This window comes from Butyrivibrio sp. MC2021, from assembly GCF_000621605.1.
GTDB lineage: Bacteria > Bacillota > Clostridia > Lachnospirales > Lachnospiraceae > Butyrivibrio.
On the sequence record NZ_JHXX01000001.1, the window covers coordinates 648,281 to 664,504 of the forward strand.

Here is a 16,224-nt window from a genome sequence, read left to right on the forward strand (position 1 = left end):
AGTACAATGGATTAAATATGGTCAAACTGATTAATTTTAATCAAGTATCCACTACTAAAACACATCTATCCGCCAGTGACGGACATTTTTAAATCCATGTTTTTATTATAATACAAATAATGTTCGAGCGGTATTACGTTTAAAGTATATTTTAAAAATAATTTTAAGAACTTATGGTCATAAAAAATCCCCTACAGGAAAACACGATGCATTTTCCCATAGGGGTCATATTTCATATTAATATAAATATAAATCAACTGACCTCATCGGCAATACGCTGGACGGTATCCGCCATCTCAGCCAGAGTATCTACTCCGTCAGGCCTTTCAATGAGATAAACAGGACACCCGGACGCCACCTTGAGGCAAAGATCCAGCAGAGTCTTGTCATTCTGCCAGGGTCCCTTTAATCTGCTAAGGAAAAGATTCTCCTTAAGAGCAAAGAGCTGATTGAGACCGGACAGCTTGTGAACCTGAACTATTTCAGTGGCTGACACCACGATAAATATCAGATATCTCAGCTTTCTCCTGTTTCCCACAAAGGCTTCTTTTACAGGAACAAGGAACTTATCCTTATCCTCATTTATATAGATAAGATCATTCTGATCAAGATCTCTTTTTTCTACCTCGTTCCTACAGAGCTTCTGATACGGAAAGGCGGAATATACAAAGGTCCCCTCCTCTTCTGTCTTTACAGCGGCAACATCATCAGCCATTATTCCATATCCTCTTTCCAGCAGTACTCTGGTAAGAGAGGATTTGCCTGCTCCGGGAACACCGGAAATAAGAAATGCACCTTCTTTGTCAGCAATGGCGCTGCAATGTACAGCAAGTGTATGCCTTTGCAAAAGAAGCATAGCAAGGCAAAAGCCAAGGAGCCAGGGTCCTATCATCTCAGGAGTATACCCTTCCTTAGGCTCATACATTATTTCTTTTCCCTCAGAAATAATGTAATATCCGCCCTTATTCATCAAGTAGGATTTTTCAAAACCGATATCATAGGCCCTGATATTATTTTTTTCCAGATAATCTGTAACCTGCTCCCGAATTTCTCCTCGGATTATAACAACATCGGCAGATTCCGGTTCATCTGTAGGAACTAACTGAAGAAATTCCACATCTGTTTCTATTAAAAGTCCGTAGATTTTATATCTGAACATAAATTATTCTTCCTGTGATCTGTTTACTCTTTGAAACACAGTTTATCTTAACACAATTCCCTATAAGTATGAACAATAAAAAGTCCCTCGCAAAAGCGGGGGACTGTAATATCGTTATTATATTTTTAAGCAAACATAACATTCATAGACTGCTGCTTTTGTGCCTGAAGCTGGTTTTGCTGATACATCTCAACAACCTGCTTGTTGCTCTTTTCCTGCTGAGCTTTTACTGCTGTTTCCTCTTCTTGTTTCTGTGGAGCAACGCCAAGGTCCATAGCTGCTTTTGATGTATAACTGAGAACCTGAGCCGGATCATAAGCTGCCTTCTTGGGGTTCTTCTGAGCTTCTTCCTCAGCTTCAGCCTTTTCAGCTGCCTTTTCCTTAATGGCCTGTGTAGCTGTCTTTACTTCCTGAGGATCTGAAGTCTTCTGAGGATTTGAAAGCTCTTTGATCTTTTCTGCCATCTTGGACATTCCGGACTCTTCTTTTTTATTCTGAGCCACGTTCTGAGCCTGAGCCTTGTCTTCAGTAACCTTCTGGTTTTTATCTTCAACAACGTTCTGAGTTTTTTCTGCAGAAACGTTATTTGTCATGTTCTGGTATGGTGAGTAAGCAGAATATCCGCTCACAGAAGAAATGCTACTCATAATGACCTCCTAATCTTCGGCCATCCCTGCCGATCAAGCGCTTCCCTGCATTATAAGCATCCTTGCATTCGCTTCCCTGCAATTATTCGCATCCCTGCTTAAGCTTCCCTGCTATATTTTATTCAGCTTCCCTGCTTTAGCCTCCCTGCCATTTATTCCGCGTCCCTGCGTCAGCCTCTTTGCCGTTTATTTCGCATCCTTGCGTTAGCCTCCCTGCTAAATCCGACAACCTTGCCGGCCACATCCATGTGTTTTGTTCCTTCGTTAGCCCTATATTAACACCGGTCAACAGAAAAAATTATTTAAAAAGTATAAAATCCGGGGTTAAACGGGTCTTTGTTTCAGATTGGAAATAAAGAAGACGAAATAATTTTTTATCCTGCATTTTTATGCTTTTTAATTGAATAAGCCTAGAACGGATCAGAAAAATAAGAAAAAATAAAAAAAATCTAAAAAAATTATAAAATGTTCACGATTTGTACACATTTTAGAGTTATTATAATATCAAGTTAGTGATGCAACGGTTCATTCGAACCAATCACTATCTCCCCCTCATAAGAAAATCGCAGGCACTCACGTCCCCCCGTGGGTGTTTTTGCGTTATAGGATGAATTATTATTCAATCCGAATATTTCTTATATAATCCCATAAGCTTTTCTATTTCTTCCTGGCTTAAGTTTTCCGTAGCATATTCAATGAGGCCTTCCTTATCATTATTATTTACGTATTCCATCACCTCAGTAACAGTTTCGGCATCCATATGCTCTTCAACGATTCCTGCCAAAGTCTCTTTATCTTCCTTACTCATATTGCCGATGGCTTCCTTAACCTTCTCATTATCACCGGCAATTATCTCAGCATGATCCGTCAGAACCTCAACAGTTTTTTCCGCTGCAACCTGTTTTGTTTTTTGCTTTATCATAGGAAGTGCAACTTTTATAAAAATCATTATCACAACACATAATACTATCAATGTAAAGATGAGCCTAGTCATACTCCCGCTTCTGCTGGGCCCTGTGGTATCATATTTAACTGTATTGCGTTTATTTTTTGACATTTTTTCTTAGTCTCCTATAGTTATTTTAGAATAGGTTATATTTCTTTTAGAGTTTTGACACAGTTTAGCAACAAGTCATCTGTAATATATAATCTATCAGAAGGACAACTTCTGAACCCCCAACAATACTTTTTTTCATACACGGGTTGTTTGGTTCCCCACCGAACAACCCCTCCTCCCTAAAATATCCACCGCTTTGCCGGTGGTTTTTCTTTGTCTTTCTAAATGAAAATAACCTTTTTCTATAATATCACAAAAAAGAGGCCCAGACTGACTCAAACTGTAACGCCCCACTGACTCTTTTTTATTTAGTAAATTTAGCCTTGATATTGAGTTTCAAAATGAACGATAATTAGAATATAACTTTTTATATTATTCAGAGGTGAAAATGAAAGAAACTGCTAAAGAATCCAAATTTGACAGATTTTTAAAGGTAATAGAAACGGGGTGTAACAAGCTCCCCCAACCGGCCATTATCTTCATGTTTCTCTTTTTGATAACGGCAGTATTATCTCTTATATTGTCCTGTTTTCATATTACGGTGGTAAATCCCGCTTCGGGAGCTGAGGTTGTGGTGCGAAATTTCTTTTCCATTGAGGGACTTTACTGGTTTCTGGCCAATATGATCACCAACTTCACATCCTTCCCGCCCCTGGGACTTGTCCTTGTAATGACTGTGGCGGTAGGGTTTTGCGAGGAGTCAGGACTTATCGAGACCCTGTTAAATGAAAAGATGAAACATATCCTTCCTGCACTTTTGCCCTATGTTGTAGCTTTTATCGGAATAATGGGCAATATAGCCTCGGATACAGCGGTTATCATTATCCCGCCCATTGCAGGACTTTTATACCTGGCTGCGGGAAAGCATCCTGTAGCAGGCATGATCTGTGGCTATGCGGCTGTTCAGGCAGGCTTTTCCGCAAATCTCATGGTGGCAGGTACTGACGGGCTTTTACAGTCTATTACCCAGGGGGTGGTAGACAATTTCCTTGGGGAAGGCGTTTTAACGGTAGATATTACCTGTAACTGGTATTTCATGGCAGCATCCACTTTCCTGTGCACAGCAGTGATCGGTTTTGTCTGCAACCACTTCGTGGACAAGAGATTTGATACTTATGTTCCTGTGGAGGGAATGGAGATAAAGAGAGAAAGACAGGCGACCCCTGCTGAGAAAAAGGCTCTTCTCTGGGCAGGAATCTCCATGCAGATCTTCCTGGTGCTGATAGTGGTTCTGACAATATGGGGACCACTTGGAGTTGTAGTTGGGAAGGAGGAAGAAGGTGCCAGAGCTTTCGTTGGCTCATATCTTCTTAAGAACCTTGTGACTATACTGGTGTTTTTCTTCGCTGTTCCCGGTATTGTGTACGGCGCCATCGCCGGCAAGTTCAAGAGTCTTAATGATATTTACAGTGCCATGGTCAAGATCATGGGGAGGCTCAGTGGATACCTGGTGTTCTGCTTCTTCTGCGCCCAGTTCCAAAAGACCTTTTCTTGGACCAACATTGATCAGCTGCTGGCTATAAACGGCGCTAATTTCCTTAATGCCACAGGATTTACGGGCTATGGCATGATAATCACCTTTATCATCTTCAGCAGCCTGATTAATATTTTTATCACCTCGGCTTCGGCCAAGTGGGCAATCTTTGCGCCGGTCTTCATCCCTATGATGATCCTAGCGGGCAATTATCACCCCGCCATGACGCAGATATTCTACCGACTTGGGGATTCGGCAACCAACTGCTTTACTCCGTTTTCGCCCTATCTGTGGGTTACATTAAAGGCTGCCCAGGATATGTACGATCCAAAGCTTAAGCTCGGTACGCTGGTGTCGAATCTTATCCCGATTTCTGTAGTGCTCACCGTTTTGTGGATCGTATTCCTTGTGGTATGGATGATGCTGGGAATCCCCATCGGACCGGGAGTTACAGTATTTATGCCAGCAAGCTAAACTCAGAGAAATCAATAATGAGTCAGTGGGTCTGTGCCTCTTTTTACATATTCTATCATATTTATACTTATCAGATTCTGATCATGCCGCCATAATCCTCAAATTCTCCTACACTTACAGGTTTGGAGAAATAGTATCCCTGGAAGAGATCGCAGCCCATTTCTTTCAACATATCCAGCTGATCTATGGTCTCAACGCCCTCTGCGATGGTGACCATATGAAGGGCCTTGGCCATATGAAGAATGTGCTCCAGGATGATTCTGGATCTTCCGTTGTCCTTATTGGAATCCAGGAATTTCATATCTATCTTAAGGACATCCACATGGAAATCCTTCAGCAGATTAAGGGATGAATAGCCGGATCCAAAGTCGTCCATTTCCACAATGAAGCCCTTTTGTCTGAGCCTTTCCATAAGTTCAATGCATCTGCCGATATTGCCGGCAATGGCTGTCTCCGTGATTTCCAGATTAAGTTTCTCCGGATCAATATCATATTTTTTTACAAGGTCGTTAAATACCACCTCGATATTCAAAAACTGAAGATCCTTGGGTGAGATATTGACGGATATCCTGTATTTATCCTTATCGGTTCCCTTCCACTCAGCCAGCTGCTTTGCCGCCAGTTCCCATACATACTGATCCATCTTATAGATAAGATTGGCGCTTTCCAGTACTCCGATGAACTTTCCCGGAGGAATGATTCCCTTTTCAGGGTGTATCCATCTGGCCAGGGCCTCGCCGCCGATGACTCTTCCGTCGCACTCCGCCTGAGGCTGTAAAAATATGTGGAACTCACCGTTTTCCAGGGCCTCGTTAAAGCTGTTTATGATCTCGTTTTCATGAAGAGTATTTTTCATTATCTCTTCGTCATAATATGCAATGGAAAGCTCCTTATTATTCAAGGATATGGTATCAATAGCCATTCTCGCCTTATCAAGCATATCATGCACGGGAAGGAAGTTGCTCTCTATCTCGTAAACTCCCAGCTGGAACCTGAGGCTGAAGACGCTGTTATCCAAAAGCTTGGCACTCTCATGGACTCCGTCCCTGAATCTCTGCTCATCAAAGCGGTCTTTTCTCATGAACATAACAAATTCATCGGAATGAGTTCTTCCGTATATATCATCTCCAACGCTCCACTTCTCAAGATTTCTTGAAATAGTTCTGAGAAGCTCATCGCCCTTCTCCATACCAAAGAGCTGATTGATCAGCTTAAACTGCTTAATATTGGAGCAGATCATATAATACCTATCGTCCGGATGCTCGGAGAGGGCAGCTCTTACAGCCTTGTAAAAGCCCTCCTGATTATAGATTCCCGTCAGCGAATCATGAGTTTCTCTATATTTTACGCCTCCTGTGTTCACCGCTTCATAGGTAATGTCCATCACAGCGATACAGAAGCCTATCAGTTCCTTTTTCTTTCCATCCATTGCCGTCATCAGGTGCATTTCATAAAGAAATTCCTCACCCTCATAGGAATAGAACTGACTCCAGATAGTGCTTTGGGCTTTGTGGTAATCATACATGATCCAGGACCGCAAGAACTCCTGCATTCTGCTGAGTTCGTTTGGAATATGGAACATCTTGAAGGCCTGTTTATTGGAATAAATGCAGTTATTATCCTCGTCAAAACAGATAAGTCCTATCTCAGAATCCAGCATAGCCTGGGAAATAATGGTATCGCTAAGGTTCTTATTACCCACGATACTCACATAGAGCGCATCCTCGTTGGCAGTAGCACAATCTGTCCTGTTTTCCAGGGCCGGATCATCGACTTCTCTTCCATAGGAAATAAGCTCTATGGCATAGGAATTGAGCTTCTGGCCATCCTCCATGACAGGAGCAGGAATAGAGATAACGTGGCATTCCACTCCATCCTTGATCTCGGTCTTCTCCTGGACCCTGTGCCTTGCGCAGGCCTGGTAGCTGGTGCAATTACTGCATCTGTCGCATTTGCCCCAGATGGTATAGCACAGCTCTTCCTCCGCCAGATTGCCGTCTTTGCCCGCATTCATAGTATGACAGGAGCCGGGCTTTACCAGGCGAACCACGTCATACATGCCCTGCATGCTCTTTACATATTCTTTAAGTTTACTGACTTCTACACCCATAAAATTGATACCCTGTTTCGAATTTTTGACAACATGGTAACGAATTTACATATCTTCTCATTATCATTTTAGCCTTATTCCGATGATAAAGCCATTAACTTTTCTTAAACTTTTAGACAAAAATGCCTTGAAAGTGCGAGCTTCCAAGGCATCTTAATAGATTCAATATTATGATTTAAACAGTGTGGCAAGAATTCCTCTTCCAAGGCTTGCTCCGATGTTGCCTCCGAGAGTCTTACCGAATTTACCAAACTTTCCGCCGAAGGCCTTTCCTGCTTCACGGCCCACGGTTCCTGCAACAGCGTTACCCACTGCCTTGGCAGCCTGCTTTTTCTTTCTGTCCTCTGCTGCCTTGGCCTTCTCAGCTGCCTTGGCTGCTGCAACTTCTTCCTTGGCCTTAGCCTTGGCTGCTGCCTCTTCCTCTTTTGCCTTAGCCTTGGCTGCTTCTTCCTCCTCTTTTGCCTTGGCATCCGCAAGGCCCTTTCTCTCAAGGAACTCATAGGCTGAATCGGGGTCTTCAGGCTCATAATACTTACTGTAAAGAAGGCTCTGCTTGATCTCTTTTTCCCTGAGAGCATCGTCTATGCCGCCCATATAGCTCTGGGGAGGAAGGATCTTGACCTTCTGGCACACTGTGGGAGTTCCGTCCTCGGAAAGGAATGAGCAGACAGCCTCTCCTGTGCCCAGCTCCTGGATAACATCCACAGTCTTAAACTCTGGATTCTCGCGGAAGGAATCAGCTGCTGCCTTGACAGCCTTCATATCGGAAGGTGTATAGGCATGGAGCGCATGCTGGATCTTGTTTCCGAGCTGAGCCAGAACGCCGTCCGGAATATCCCTTGGATTCTGGGTTACAAAATAGATGCCAACTCCCTTGGATCTGATGAGCTTAACCACCTGCTCGATCTTATCCATAAGGTGCTTAGGCGTATCCTTGAAAAGAAGGTGAGCCTCGTCAAAGAAAAATACCATCTTGGGCTTGTCCAGATCTCCAACCTCAGGCAGTGTCTCAAAGAGCTCAGACATCATCCAGAGAAGGAATGTGGCATAAAGAGTGCCGTTATTGATAAGGCTTGTGGAATCAAGGATAGAGATCATGCCCTTGCCACCCTCGCCCTGAGCAAACCAGTCCTTGATGTTAAGGGCAGGCTCAAAGAAGAACTTGTCTCCCCCTGCGATCTCAAGGGAAACAATGGCACGCATGATGGCGGATACGGAAACCTTACTGATGTTGCCGTAGTCAGCCGCAAAATCCTTATTATTTTCCGAAATATAATTAAGCATGGCCTTCAGGTCCTTGGTATCGATAAGAAGAAGGTCATTGTCATCTGCAATCTTGAATGCAATTGAGAGGATGTCTCTCTGAAGATCGTTAAGACCAAGAATTCTCGCAAGAAGAAGCGGTCCCATCTCTGAAACTGTGGTTCTTAAGGGAATACCCTTTTCACCGAATACATCCCAGAAGGTTGCAGGATATTTCTGATACTTAAAGCCGGCCTCCTCAAGACCAAACTTCTGTATTCTCTTCTGCATGTCCTCTGAGTCTTTTCCCTCTACAACCATTCCGGAAAGGTCTCCCTTGACGTCCGCAAGAAATACCGGAACCCCCATGTCGCTGAAGGACTCTGCCAGAACCTTAAGAGTTATGGTCTTACCGGTACCGGTGGCGCCGGCAATAAGGCCATGTCTGTTAGCCATCTTAGGCAAAAGATATACGTTCTCCCCATCCAGGGTGTTAGCCACCCAAACTTTACCTTCTCTATACATACTCTCCTCCTTAAGTTTATCGTAAACTCAGTTGCCTACTATTATAGCACTACATGCGCCTTACGTGGTAGCCACAGTTGACCATCCAAACATTAGTTCATATAATTATTATATGGAAAAAGAACGTTCTTACATCTGCATAGATCTCAAGTCCTTCTATGCCTCGGTGGAGTGCGTGGAAAGAGGGCTTGACGTCATGACTACCCGTCTTGTTGTTGCGGATCCTACCCGCTCCGACAAGACTATTTGTCTTGCGGTTTCCCCGGCCCTGAAGGCCCTCGGGATCCCCGGCAGATGCAGAGTTTTTGAAATTCCCAAGCACATCGATTACATAATGGCCCCTCCCAGGATGCAGAAATATCTGGATTACTCCGCAGAGGTTTACGCCATTTATCTTAAGTATATTTCTAAGGACGATATCCATGTTTACTCCGTGGATGAGGCCTTCATGGATGTTACGGATTACCTGTCGCTATACCAGATGAGCGCCCGGGAGCTGGGCCAGAGGATCATCAGTGATATTCACGAAACTCTTGGACTTCGGGCCACCTGCGGCATCGGGACCAACCTCTTTCTTACCAAGGTTGCTCTGGATATAACCGCCAAGCACTCCCCTGACTTTATCGGAGAACTGGACGAAAAGACCTATCGCGAGACTCTGTGGGATCACAAGCCCCTCACTGACTTCTGGCGGGTGGGCAAGGGTATCGCCAACAGGCTTGCTACCTACGGAATGCTCACCATGCGGGATATAGCTTATGGAGATGAGGATCTTCTGTACAAGCTTTTTGGTGTCAATGCAGAGCTGCTTATTGACCACGCCTGGGGCCGGGAGCCTGTTTCCATCCAGGATATACGCTCCTACGAATCCCAGTCCCACTCCCTCACTCAGGGCCAGGTTCTTATGAGTGATTACACCTTTGAAAAGGGTCTTGTTATAGCCAAGGAAATGATGGATGTCATGTGCCTTGATCTGGTGGACAAGGAGCTGGTTTCCAAGTCCTTTACCCTGATGGTGGGCTACGCCAAGAGTGCGCCTCTCCCCTCCGCCAAGGGCACATTTTCCCTGGACACACCAACCAATGCTTCTTCTATTTTGATTCCAAAGATCGCGGAGCTCTATACTCAGATTGTGAATCCGGCGTACCTTGTCCGGAGGATGTATGTGGTCTGCAACGGTGTCACCAACGAAGAATATATGCAGTACTCCTTCTTTATGCCCGCTGAGGATCTTGAGAAAAACCGGAAGGTTCAGAAGGCAGTACTGGAGATAAAAAACAAATTCGGCAAAAATGCTATTTTAAAGGGACTTAACTTTGAAGAAGGGGCCACGACAAGAGAACGCAACAATCAGATAGGTGGCCACAAAGCGTGATAGTGATTTTATTTGAGGATTGATATATGGCAAGACAAAAGATGAGTATGGACAAAAGGGCTGCTCAGTTCCTACCCTTCCAGGCAGTGAAGGGACTGGATGAGGCCCTGAGGTCCAAGGAAAAAATCGTAGTAGAAAAGCCTGAGTATTCAGAATATATGCTGGAAGAGCTTGATAAAAAGATGCATGAGGTGCGAAAAGGCCGCATCATCACCTGCATCTACTATCAAAAAGGCGAATACATCAAGCTCACCGGCCTGGTGGCCAGATTCGATGAAGTAGCCCGTATTCTTCAGATCGTTAACACTAAGATAGAGTTCGATAATATTCTTGATATCATTACAGATGAACGTTAGTCTGATTTTGAATCATCAATGTTTCTCAAAGTATGCAAAGGCTATAGCTCCGGGGCCTGCATAGGTTCCGATGGTTGAGCCAACTTCAGCATACTGGATCTTATCTTCATTTCCTTCATAGAGTTCTTTGGAGTCCTCAACATATTTTCTAAGAAGTTCATCAGATAATCCTGTATATCCAAGGCATGTAGGCTTTGAGAGATCTATGCCGCCTGTTTTCCTTATAAATTCCATCAGCATATTGTGCTTATTTTTTGAGCCTCTTGCTTTACCAAGGATTTTTACTACTCCATCTTCTATTGTCAGTACAGGCTTGATCATCAGGAAATTTCCCGCAAAGGCAGCCGCAGATGACAGTCTTCCGCCAAGCTTCAGATATTCAAGGGTATCAAAGGCTGCGATAACATGGGCATACTTCAGTTCTTCTGAAATAGCTTCAGTTATTTCTTTTGCGCTCATACCCTGGTCTCTCATCTGAACTGCTCTCTGTACAATGACAAGCTGTGAAATACAAAACTGCTTGGTATCCACAACAAACACCTTATCCGGATACTCCTGTGCAGCTACACACGCACTCTGGTATGAGCCGGATACTCCGGAAGAAAGAGTAAAGCAGACCACATCATCCCCTTCTTCTATGGCCTTCTCATACTCTGCACCGTACTCGTATGGAGTTATCTGGCTGGTTTTAGGAACTTCTCCGGTTTCCACCAATTTTATGTAGAATTCTTTACAGGACAGTGTGACGCCGTCAAGATACTCCTCTTCCCCAAATCTGACTTTGAGGGGAAGCACCGTGATTCCCCACTGTTTTGCTTTCTCCTGTGATATATCACTTGCTGAATCCGTAATGATCCTGACTGCCATTTTAGAACTCCTCCCAATAAAAAGCTTTGTTTTCCCCTATTGATTATTATGACCAACATTCATTATTTTAACGTATTCGTTTCCACGCCATGCTGTTATTTACTGTTATGCGTGTCTTTTTTATTATTGTAGTTTCCAAACCGCTCACTAGGATAGCATAAAAAAACGGGAGCCGCAATAGCAGCTCCTGTTTTTATCCTTTAGGAAAATCATCATACTTAAGGTTATCTCTTGGATCATAATCATCATATCCGGCATCACCAAATACATCTGCATCCCCTGCATATTCAACAAGTTCAGATGCATATTGGGGGTCTGTCAGTATCTTCCTGAAAAGCCCATGGCATCCTTCCGATACATCGCGCCAGGTAGCATCGAAATTCCCGGTATACCAGGGATCCGCCACATCACCGCTTCTGTCAGTAAAGTCCAGCATTTTGTAGACCTTTTTATCCGGATCACCGCCAAATATACCATTTAGATTTCTCATATTTGCGCTGTCCATACCGATGATGAAATCAAACTTGCCATAGTCAGCCCTGCTGGTAAGCCTCGCCCTTTTGGCACTAACTCCCAGCTCATTGTCAGAAGTTCCTATCCCATGCTCTCTGAGCTTGGCCCTGGCCGGCGGATACACCGGACTTCCCACTCCATTCCATATCTCATCGGTATGAGTCGCCGATGACTCAATATGAAAAGCCTGTGAAAGCCCCTGTTTATTAACAATATCCTTCATAACAAATTCGGCCATTGTTGAACGGCATATATTGCCGTGGCAGACGAATAAAATTCTTATCATTTCTCTAAAGCCCTCTATTTCTGCGGTTTTAGTCGCACAAGTTGAGCGACAAGTTGGCAGACAACGGAAAAATCAACGTTATCTTTTAGCTATATATTTACAATAATTATCAGTGCGCATATAACAACAGTGATCAGGTTGCAGAAACTTGCGATGCCTGCGACCGGAAGGAGGACCAATGGGCCCTTCTTTTTTATAATAACGAAAAGACATCCCATATCTGGAATGTCCTTCTAACAAGAACGCCGGACCGGACAGCTTATCATCTGCCTTAAATCCTCATGCAGTTTGCGACGATTTATCTCGCTTACATAACCATATCATGTATCGTCTAAAAGTAAAAGTATGTTATTCTGAACATTGGCTTTTTATAATTTCAGAAAGATTCTGCAAAACAAACTCTTGTCCCATCTTGTCATATTCTATCCTGTAATAGGCGGTTCCGTTCATGCTAGTTTGCAAAGAATGTGTTATTCCAACAGCCTGTCCCTTTTCTGTAGTCAATGTTACTTTTTTATTTAGCTGATTATCCTCTTTTTCTATCAAATAGCCATTCTTCTTGAGCCAATCAGTTATCACTTTATATGACAACTTTTTGTATTCTTTTTCATCTATCCCAGAATTCAATTGTTCTGTAAATCTTGTTATCGTTTTTGTCTCTATAAACTGATACTCAGAAAGTGACTCCATAGGGAATTCCTTTTTCTTAATCCCTGAAGTTTTTCCAATCACTCCACCATTTTCCTTAAGCGCTAAAAGCACATCTTTGATAAAAAACATACATCTGATAACATTAGGATCATTCATAACATCATCATTATCTGCCGGCATATTGTTTATAGGATTTTTTCCATCTGCTATACGATTTACATAAATAAGTGCTTTATCCAATTTTTCTAAATCGAACTGTCCCATTTAGTTATTCTCCATTTTCATTTTCATTATCATTATCATTTTCATACTCGATATCTATGATGTTCTCTATAAGCCCAACAACAGCATCATTAAGTTGCATCGCATTTTGACTTGTGATGACGGGCTTACCGGTTTCTGCCTCAATATTCTTTCTGGCATCTCCAGCAATCTGTCCGCCTCTTTTTGCTATCGTTTTGTTTTCATCAAGTCCCTGCGGATTATGTACTTTAGTTAGCTCAGTAGTAGTTGCTTCTGCCAACATATTTAATGCAAGCTCAAGAGTACTCATGTTATCTCTTAGGTTTTCTTTTTTGAGTCCCTTAAGATTCTTGTACTGTCTTGTTGACATGCCTGACCAGGCTCTGGTAACTTCATCTGTCAAGATAGCAAACTCTTTTCCCTGTTTAACACCATGGCCTTTCCACTGATCCGTTAGCTCTTTTCTTGCACGAATTGTCTGAAGTCTTTGATTAATCCAGTCAGCATCATATCCTAGTCTTGCATATGTTTCCAGCGCTCGGTCTATCGTAAGTTCAGGATCTATAGTCTCCTCAATCCTTTCACGGCCAACCTGTGCCAGCCACATCTTAAATGGTTCAGCCTTCTTGGAAGGAATTGACTGGATAATTCTTAGAAGTTGTTCAGTATTTGCTACATCAGTAAATCGCTTTCTCCCATCTTTAGCAGTCATTTTCAAAGCGTGACAATTTGTCACGGTTTCATTTCCTTCTTCTTTCAGTCTTTGCTTTAGTTTCCTCCAATATGTAGTCGGATCCTTACTTTCAGTTAAAACACCCGCCACATCAACTATTGAGAAATACCACTCCTCTTCATCTTCTACCCATGCGGTTCTAATAGGTTGACTTTCAAATAATTGTACTTTATCTGTCATCATCGTTGTCCCCATTTTTCTCTACATTTTTACTTCCCACCAGTTTTTCCATTTCGATTTTATACGCCATCAATCTCAAAAGATAATCTGGCATTTTCCTATTTCCCAATTCCCAATCCTGCAGTGTACGATACGGAATTTCAAAATACGCACAAAACTCTTTTCTCGACATTCCAGTACTGTTTCTTAATTCTATCAAATAATCTCTGCTATCCATGCAAGTCACCCCGTTCATTCAATGCCTTTATACTCAATGCGTATTATCAGTATATGCATACGCGATGCGTGTTGTCAATAAAAAATGTCGATCAACTATACAGTCAACCGACATTTTTATTATTGTTGTTTACCCGATTACCCTAACGACAAGTTGCAATTCAAAATATTAGATAATCAAAGCACTTTCTAAAAAACAAAAAGGGTAAATCGAGGGTAAACATTATAATCTCTTAATAGAATGTTCTCACCACACGGCTTTGCTACATTTTGTTAGTACTATGCCGTGGCAGACGAATAAAATGTCTCTGTTATTCGTTCCCACTGTGCGTTTTTTCGCACCGATACTATAGCGATACCGTAAACGTACTTCCGCTTCCCGGCCAGCTGGAAACAGTAATTTCTCCACCACATAACGTGACGATACGTCTAACTATTGCAAGTCCTATGCCACTTCCCTTGTTAAGGCTGACAGTGTCATTCTGATAGTATTTGTCAAAGATATGACGGCATGTTTCGTCATCCATTCCAATGCCACTATCCGTTATGCTCACGATAACATTGTCATTCTCTTTTCTACCTTTTATTTCAATTCTACCGCCCTGAGGGGTAAACTTTACTGCATTGTTAAGCAGATTAATCCAGACATGCTCAAGGATTTCTTCATTGCCATTGTAAAAGAGCTTTAAATCCTCGTCCATAACTATCTCAATTTCTTTATCTTCAATTGGCTTTTCCAAAAGGATTATGCAACGCCTTAGCTGCTCGGCCAAATCAATACTCTTTTTATCTGCCACTATCTGCATTGCTTCAACCTTGGACAAGAGCAGGGTGTTCTGCGACAGATTCAGCAGTCTTCGTGACTCATCCTCTATCATCTTAAGGTATTCATCCCGTTCCTCTTTTTCGAGCCCATCCGCAGATTGCAAAAGGACCTCTGCAAACCCATTTATCGCTGTGATTGGAGTTTTAAATTCATGGGCAAACTCGTTTGTAAAATCCTCCATCTCCTGCCTTGTTTTCTTTAGCTCAGCAGTCATAGCATTAAACTGTTCATATAAAACCTTATACTCTCCTGCATCTTTAAGCTCTATCTGATATGAAAGGTTGCCTTCGGAAACCTCGTTCATTCCCTGGGCAAGTCTCTCCATTCTCCGGGATATGGATTTCACAACAGGACTTAATGAAAAATAACAAACAAGGCCCATCAATGGGATCATTGCAAGCATCGTGAGAGAGCTTCTGTCATCGAAATCAAAAACCGCAGCTCCAATAAGTCCATAGGCCATCACACCGCCTATAGTAACCATCATGCCTATATAATATACCCAATTCAAGCCTTTTATCTTGAACTTTTTCGCATCTGTCTTGTATTTTTTCATGCTATTCACCCTTAGGTCAATAATTTCTGATTTACAAATTATTGGTTTATTACTGCCTTGTAGCCTACTCCCCGTTGAGAAATAATCTCAAAGGCCGTACAGCCTTCCAGTTTATTCCTGATTCGATTAATGTAAACCTTTATAGTATTGTAATCAGTCTCAGTCTCATATCCCCAGATTTCATCCATTATCTGCTGTTTTGTAAAGGTAACACCCGGATATGACAAAAGCTTATAAAGGAGCTTAAACTCAGTATCCGTCAGATCCAGATCTTTATCATTCAGCCTTGCATACATACCATTTTCTGATATAACAAAGTCTCCAACACAAATTTCTTTTTCGCTGTTTATCCTGGATCTTCGAAGTATCGCCTCAATATGCCAAGTAAGCTCCTCATAGTCTATGGGTTTGGTCAAATACTCATCTATCCCCAGCTCATAACCTTTCTTTTTGTGGGAGAAATCTCCCATGGCAGTAAGCATAATAACGGGAGTTGCATCCCCTATAGAGCGCAACTCCCGTACCAGTTCATAACCATCCATTCTTGGCATGCAAACATCGACAATCATAAGATCGACCTTTGTCTCTTCAAGTTTATCTAAGGCATCCTTGCCATCTACAGCCTCAATTATCTCATACTTATCCCGAAGCTTAACCTTGGTAAGGAGCCGTACTGCTTTTTCATCTTCCACCAAAAGAATCTTAATCATTACATCTTTCTCTAAGCTTTACTA

At 42.6% G+C, this 16,224-nt stretch carries 15 protein-coding genes; 3 read left to right on the forward strand and 12 right to left on the reverse strand.

Going from position 1 to position 16,224, the window contains the following annotated elements; translation table 11 throughout:
• Positions 1-253: 253 nt before the first annotated feature.
• From T359_RS0102610 to T359_RS0102620, 3 genes are all read right to left on the reverse strand, one after another.
• Entirely contained in the window at positions 254-1,159 is a 906-nt protein-coding gene (locus T359_RS0102610; protein WP_026516130.1) for a hypothetical protein, read from the reverse strand.
• Between the two features lie 125 nt (positions 1,160-1,284).
• Complete coding sequence (locus T359_RS0102615; RefSeq protein WP_026516131.1) at positions 1,285-1,806, reverse strand: hypothetical protein; 522 nt, start codon at positions 1,804-1,806, stop codon at positions 1,285-1,287.
• A 619-nt stretch (positions 1,807-2,425) separates the two neighbouring features.
• Positions 2,426-2,863, reverse strand: coding sequence for a hypothetical protein (locus T359_RS0102620; protein WP_026516132.1), 438 nt, complete (start codon positions 2,861-2,863; stop codon positions 2,426-2,428).
• 388 nt (positions 2,864-3,251) lie between these two features.
• Here T359_RS0102620 and T359_RS0102625 point away from each other — a divergent pair, with 388 nt between their 5' ends.
• Positions 3,252-4,811, forward strand: coding sequence for an AbgT family transporter (locus T359_RS0102625; RefSeq protein WP_026516133.1), 1,560 nt, complete (start codon positions 3,252-3,254; stop codon positions 4,809-4,811).
• Between the two features lie 70 nt (positions 4,812-4,881).
• On the opposite strand, the gene T359_RS19060 is transcribed toward T359_RS0102625, so the two are convergent.
• Complete coding sequence (locus T359_RS19060) at positions 4,882-6,921, reverse strand: putative bifunctional diguanylate cyclase/phosphodiesterase (RefSeq protein WP_051544871.1); 2,040 nt, start codon at positions 6,919-6,921, stop codon at positions 4,882-4,884.
• A 168-nt stretch (positions 6,922-7,089) separates the two neighbouring features.
• The gene (locus T359_RS0102635; RefSeq protein ID WP_026516134.1) at positions 7,090-8,688 is read right to left on the reverse strand and encodes a helicase HerA-like domain-containing protein; all 1,599 of its coding nucleotides are present in this window, start codon (positions 8,686-8,688) and stop codon (positions 7,090-7,092) included.
• Between the two features lie 112 nt (positions 8,689-8,800).
• Between T359_RS0102635 and T359_RS0102640 the strand changes: the two genes are divergently transcribed.
• Both T359_RS0102640 and T359_RS0102645 read left to right on the forward strand, forming a co-directional pair.
• Entirely contained in the window at positions 8,801-10,063 is a 1,263-nt protein-coding gene (locus tag T359_RS0102640) for a Y-family DNA polymerase (RefSeq protein ID WP_026516135.1), read from the forward strand.
• A gap of 26 nt (positions 10,064-10,089) precedes the next feature.
• Complete coding sequence (locus tag T359_RS0102645; RefSeq protein ID WP_026516136.1) at positions 10,090-10,419, forward strand: YolD-like family protein; 330 nt, start codon at positions 10,090-10,092, stop codon at positions 10,417-10,419.
• Positions 10,420-10,434: 15 nt separating this feature from the next.
• Here T359_RS0102645 and T359_RS0102650 read toward each other — a convergent pair whose 3' ends face one another.
• From T359_RS0102650 to T359_RS0102680, 7 genes are all read right to left on the reverse strand, one after another.
• Positions 10,435-11,286 carry a DegV family protein gene (locus T359_RS0102650; RefSeq protein ID WP_026516137.1) on the reverse strand — a complete coding sequence of 284 codons (852 nt, stop codon included), beginning with the start codon at positions 11,284-11,286 and terminating at the stop codon, positions 10,435-10,437.
• Positions 11,287-11,479: 193 nt separating this feature from the next.
• Entirely contained in the window at positions 11,480-12,085 is a 606-nt protein-coding gene (locus T359_RS0102655; RefSeq protein WP_026516138.1) for a low molecular weight protein-tyrosine-phosphatase, read from the reverse strand.
• Between the two features lie 348 nt (positions 12,086-12,433).
• Positions 12,434-13,000: a hypothetical protein gene (locus T359_RS0102660; protein WP_026516139.1), complete on the reverse strand. Its 567-nt coding sequence runs from the start codon at positions 12,998-13,000 to the stop codon at positions 12,434-12,436.
• A 4-nt stretch (positions 13,001-13,004) separates the two neighbouring features.
• Positions 13,005-13,892, reverse strand: a complete 888-nt coding sequence (locus T359_RS0102665) for a BRO family protein (protein WP_026516140.1) — start codon at positions 13,890-13,892, stop codon at positions 13,005-13,007.
• Complete coding sequence (locus tag T359_RS0102670) at positions 13,882-14,109, reverse strand: helix-turn-helix domain-containing protein (RefSeq protein ID WP_026516141.1); 228 nt, start codon at positions 14,107-14,109, stop codon at positions 13,882-13,884. The genes T359_RS0102665 and T359_RS0102670 overlap by 11 nt, the downstream gene beginning before the upstream one ends.
• A 346-nt stretch (positions 14,110-14,455) precedes the next feature.
• Entirely contained in the window at positions 14,456-15,490 is a 1,035-nt protein-coding gene (locus tag T359_RS0102675; RefSeq protein WP_026516142.1) for a HAMP domain-containing sensor histidine kinase, read from the reverse strand.
• 38 nt (positions 15,491-15,528) lie between these two features.
• A complete protein-coding gene (locus tag T359_RS0102680) occupies positions 15,529-16,200 on the reverse strand; it encodes a response regulator transcription factor (protein WP_026516143.1) in 672 nt (223 codons plus the stop codon).
• Positions 16,201-16,224: the final 24 nt, after the last annotated feature.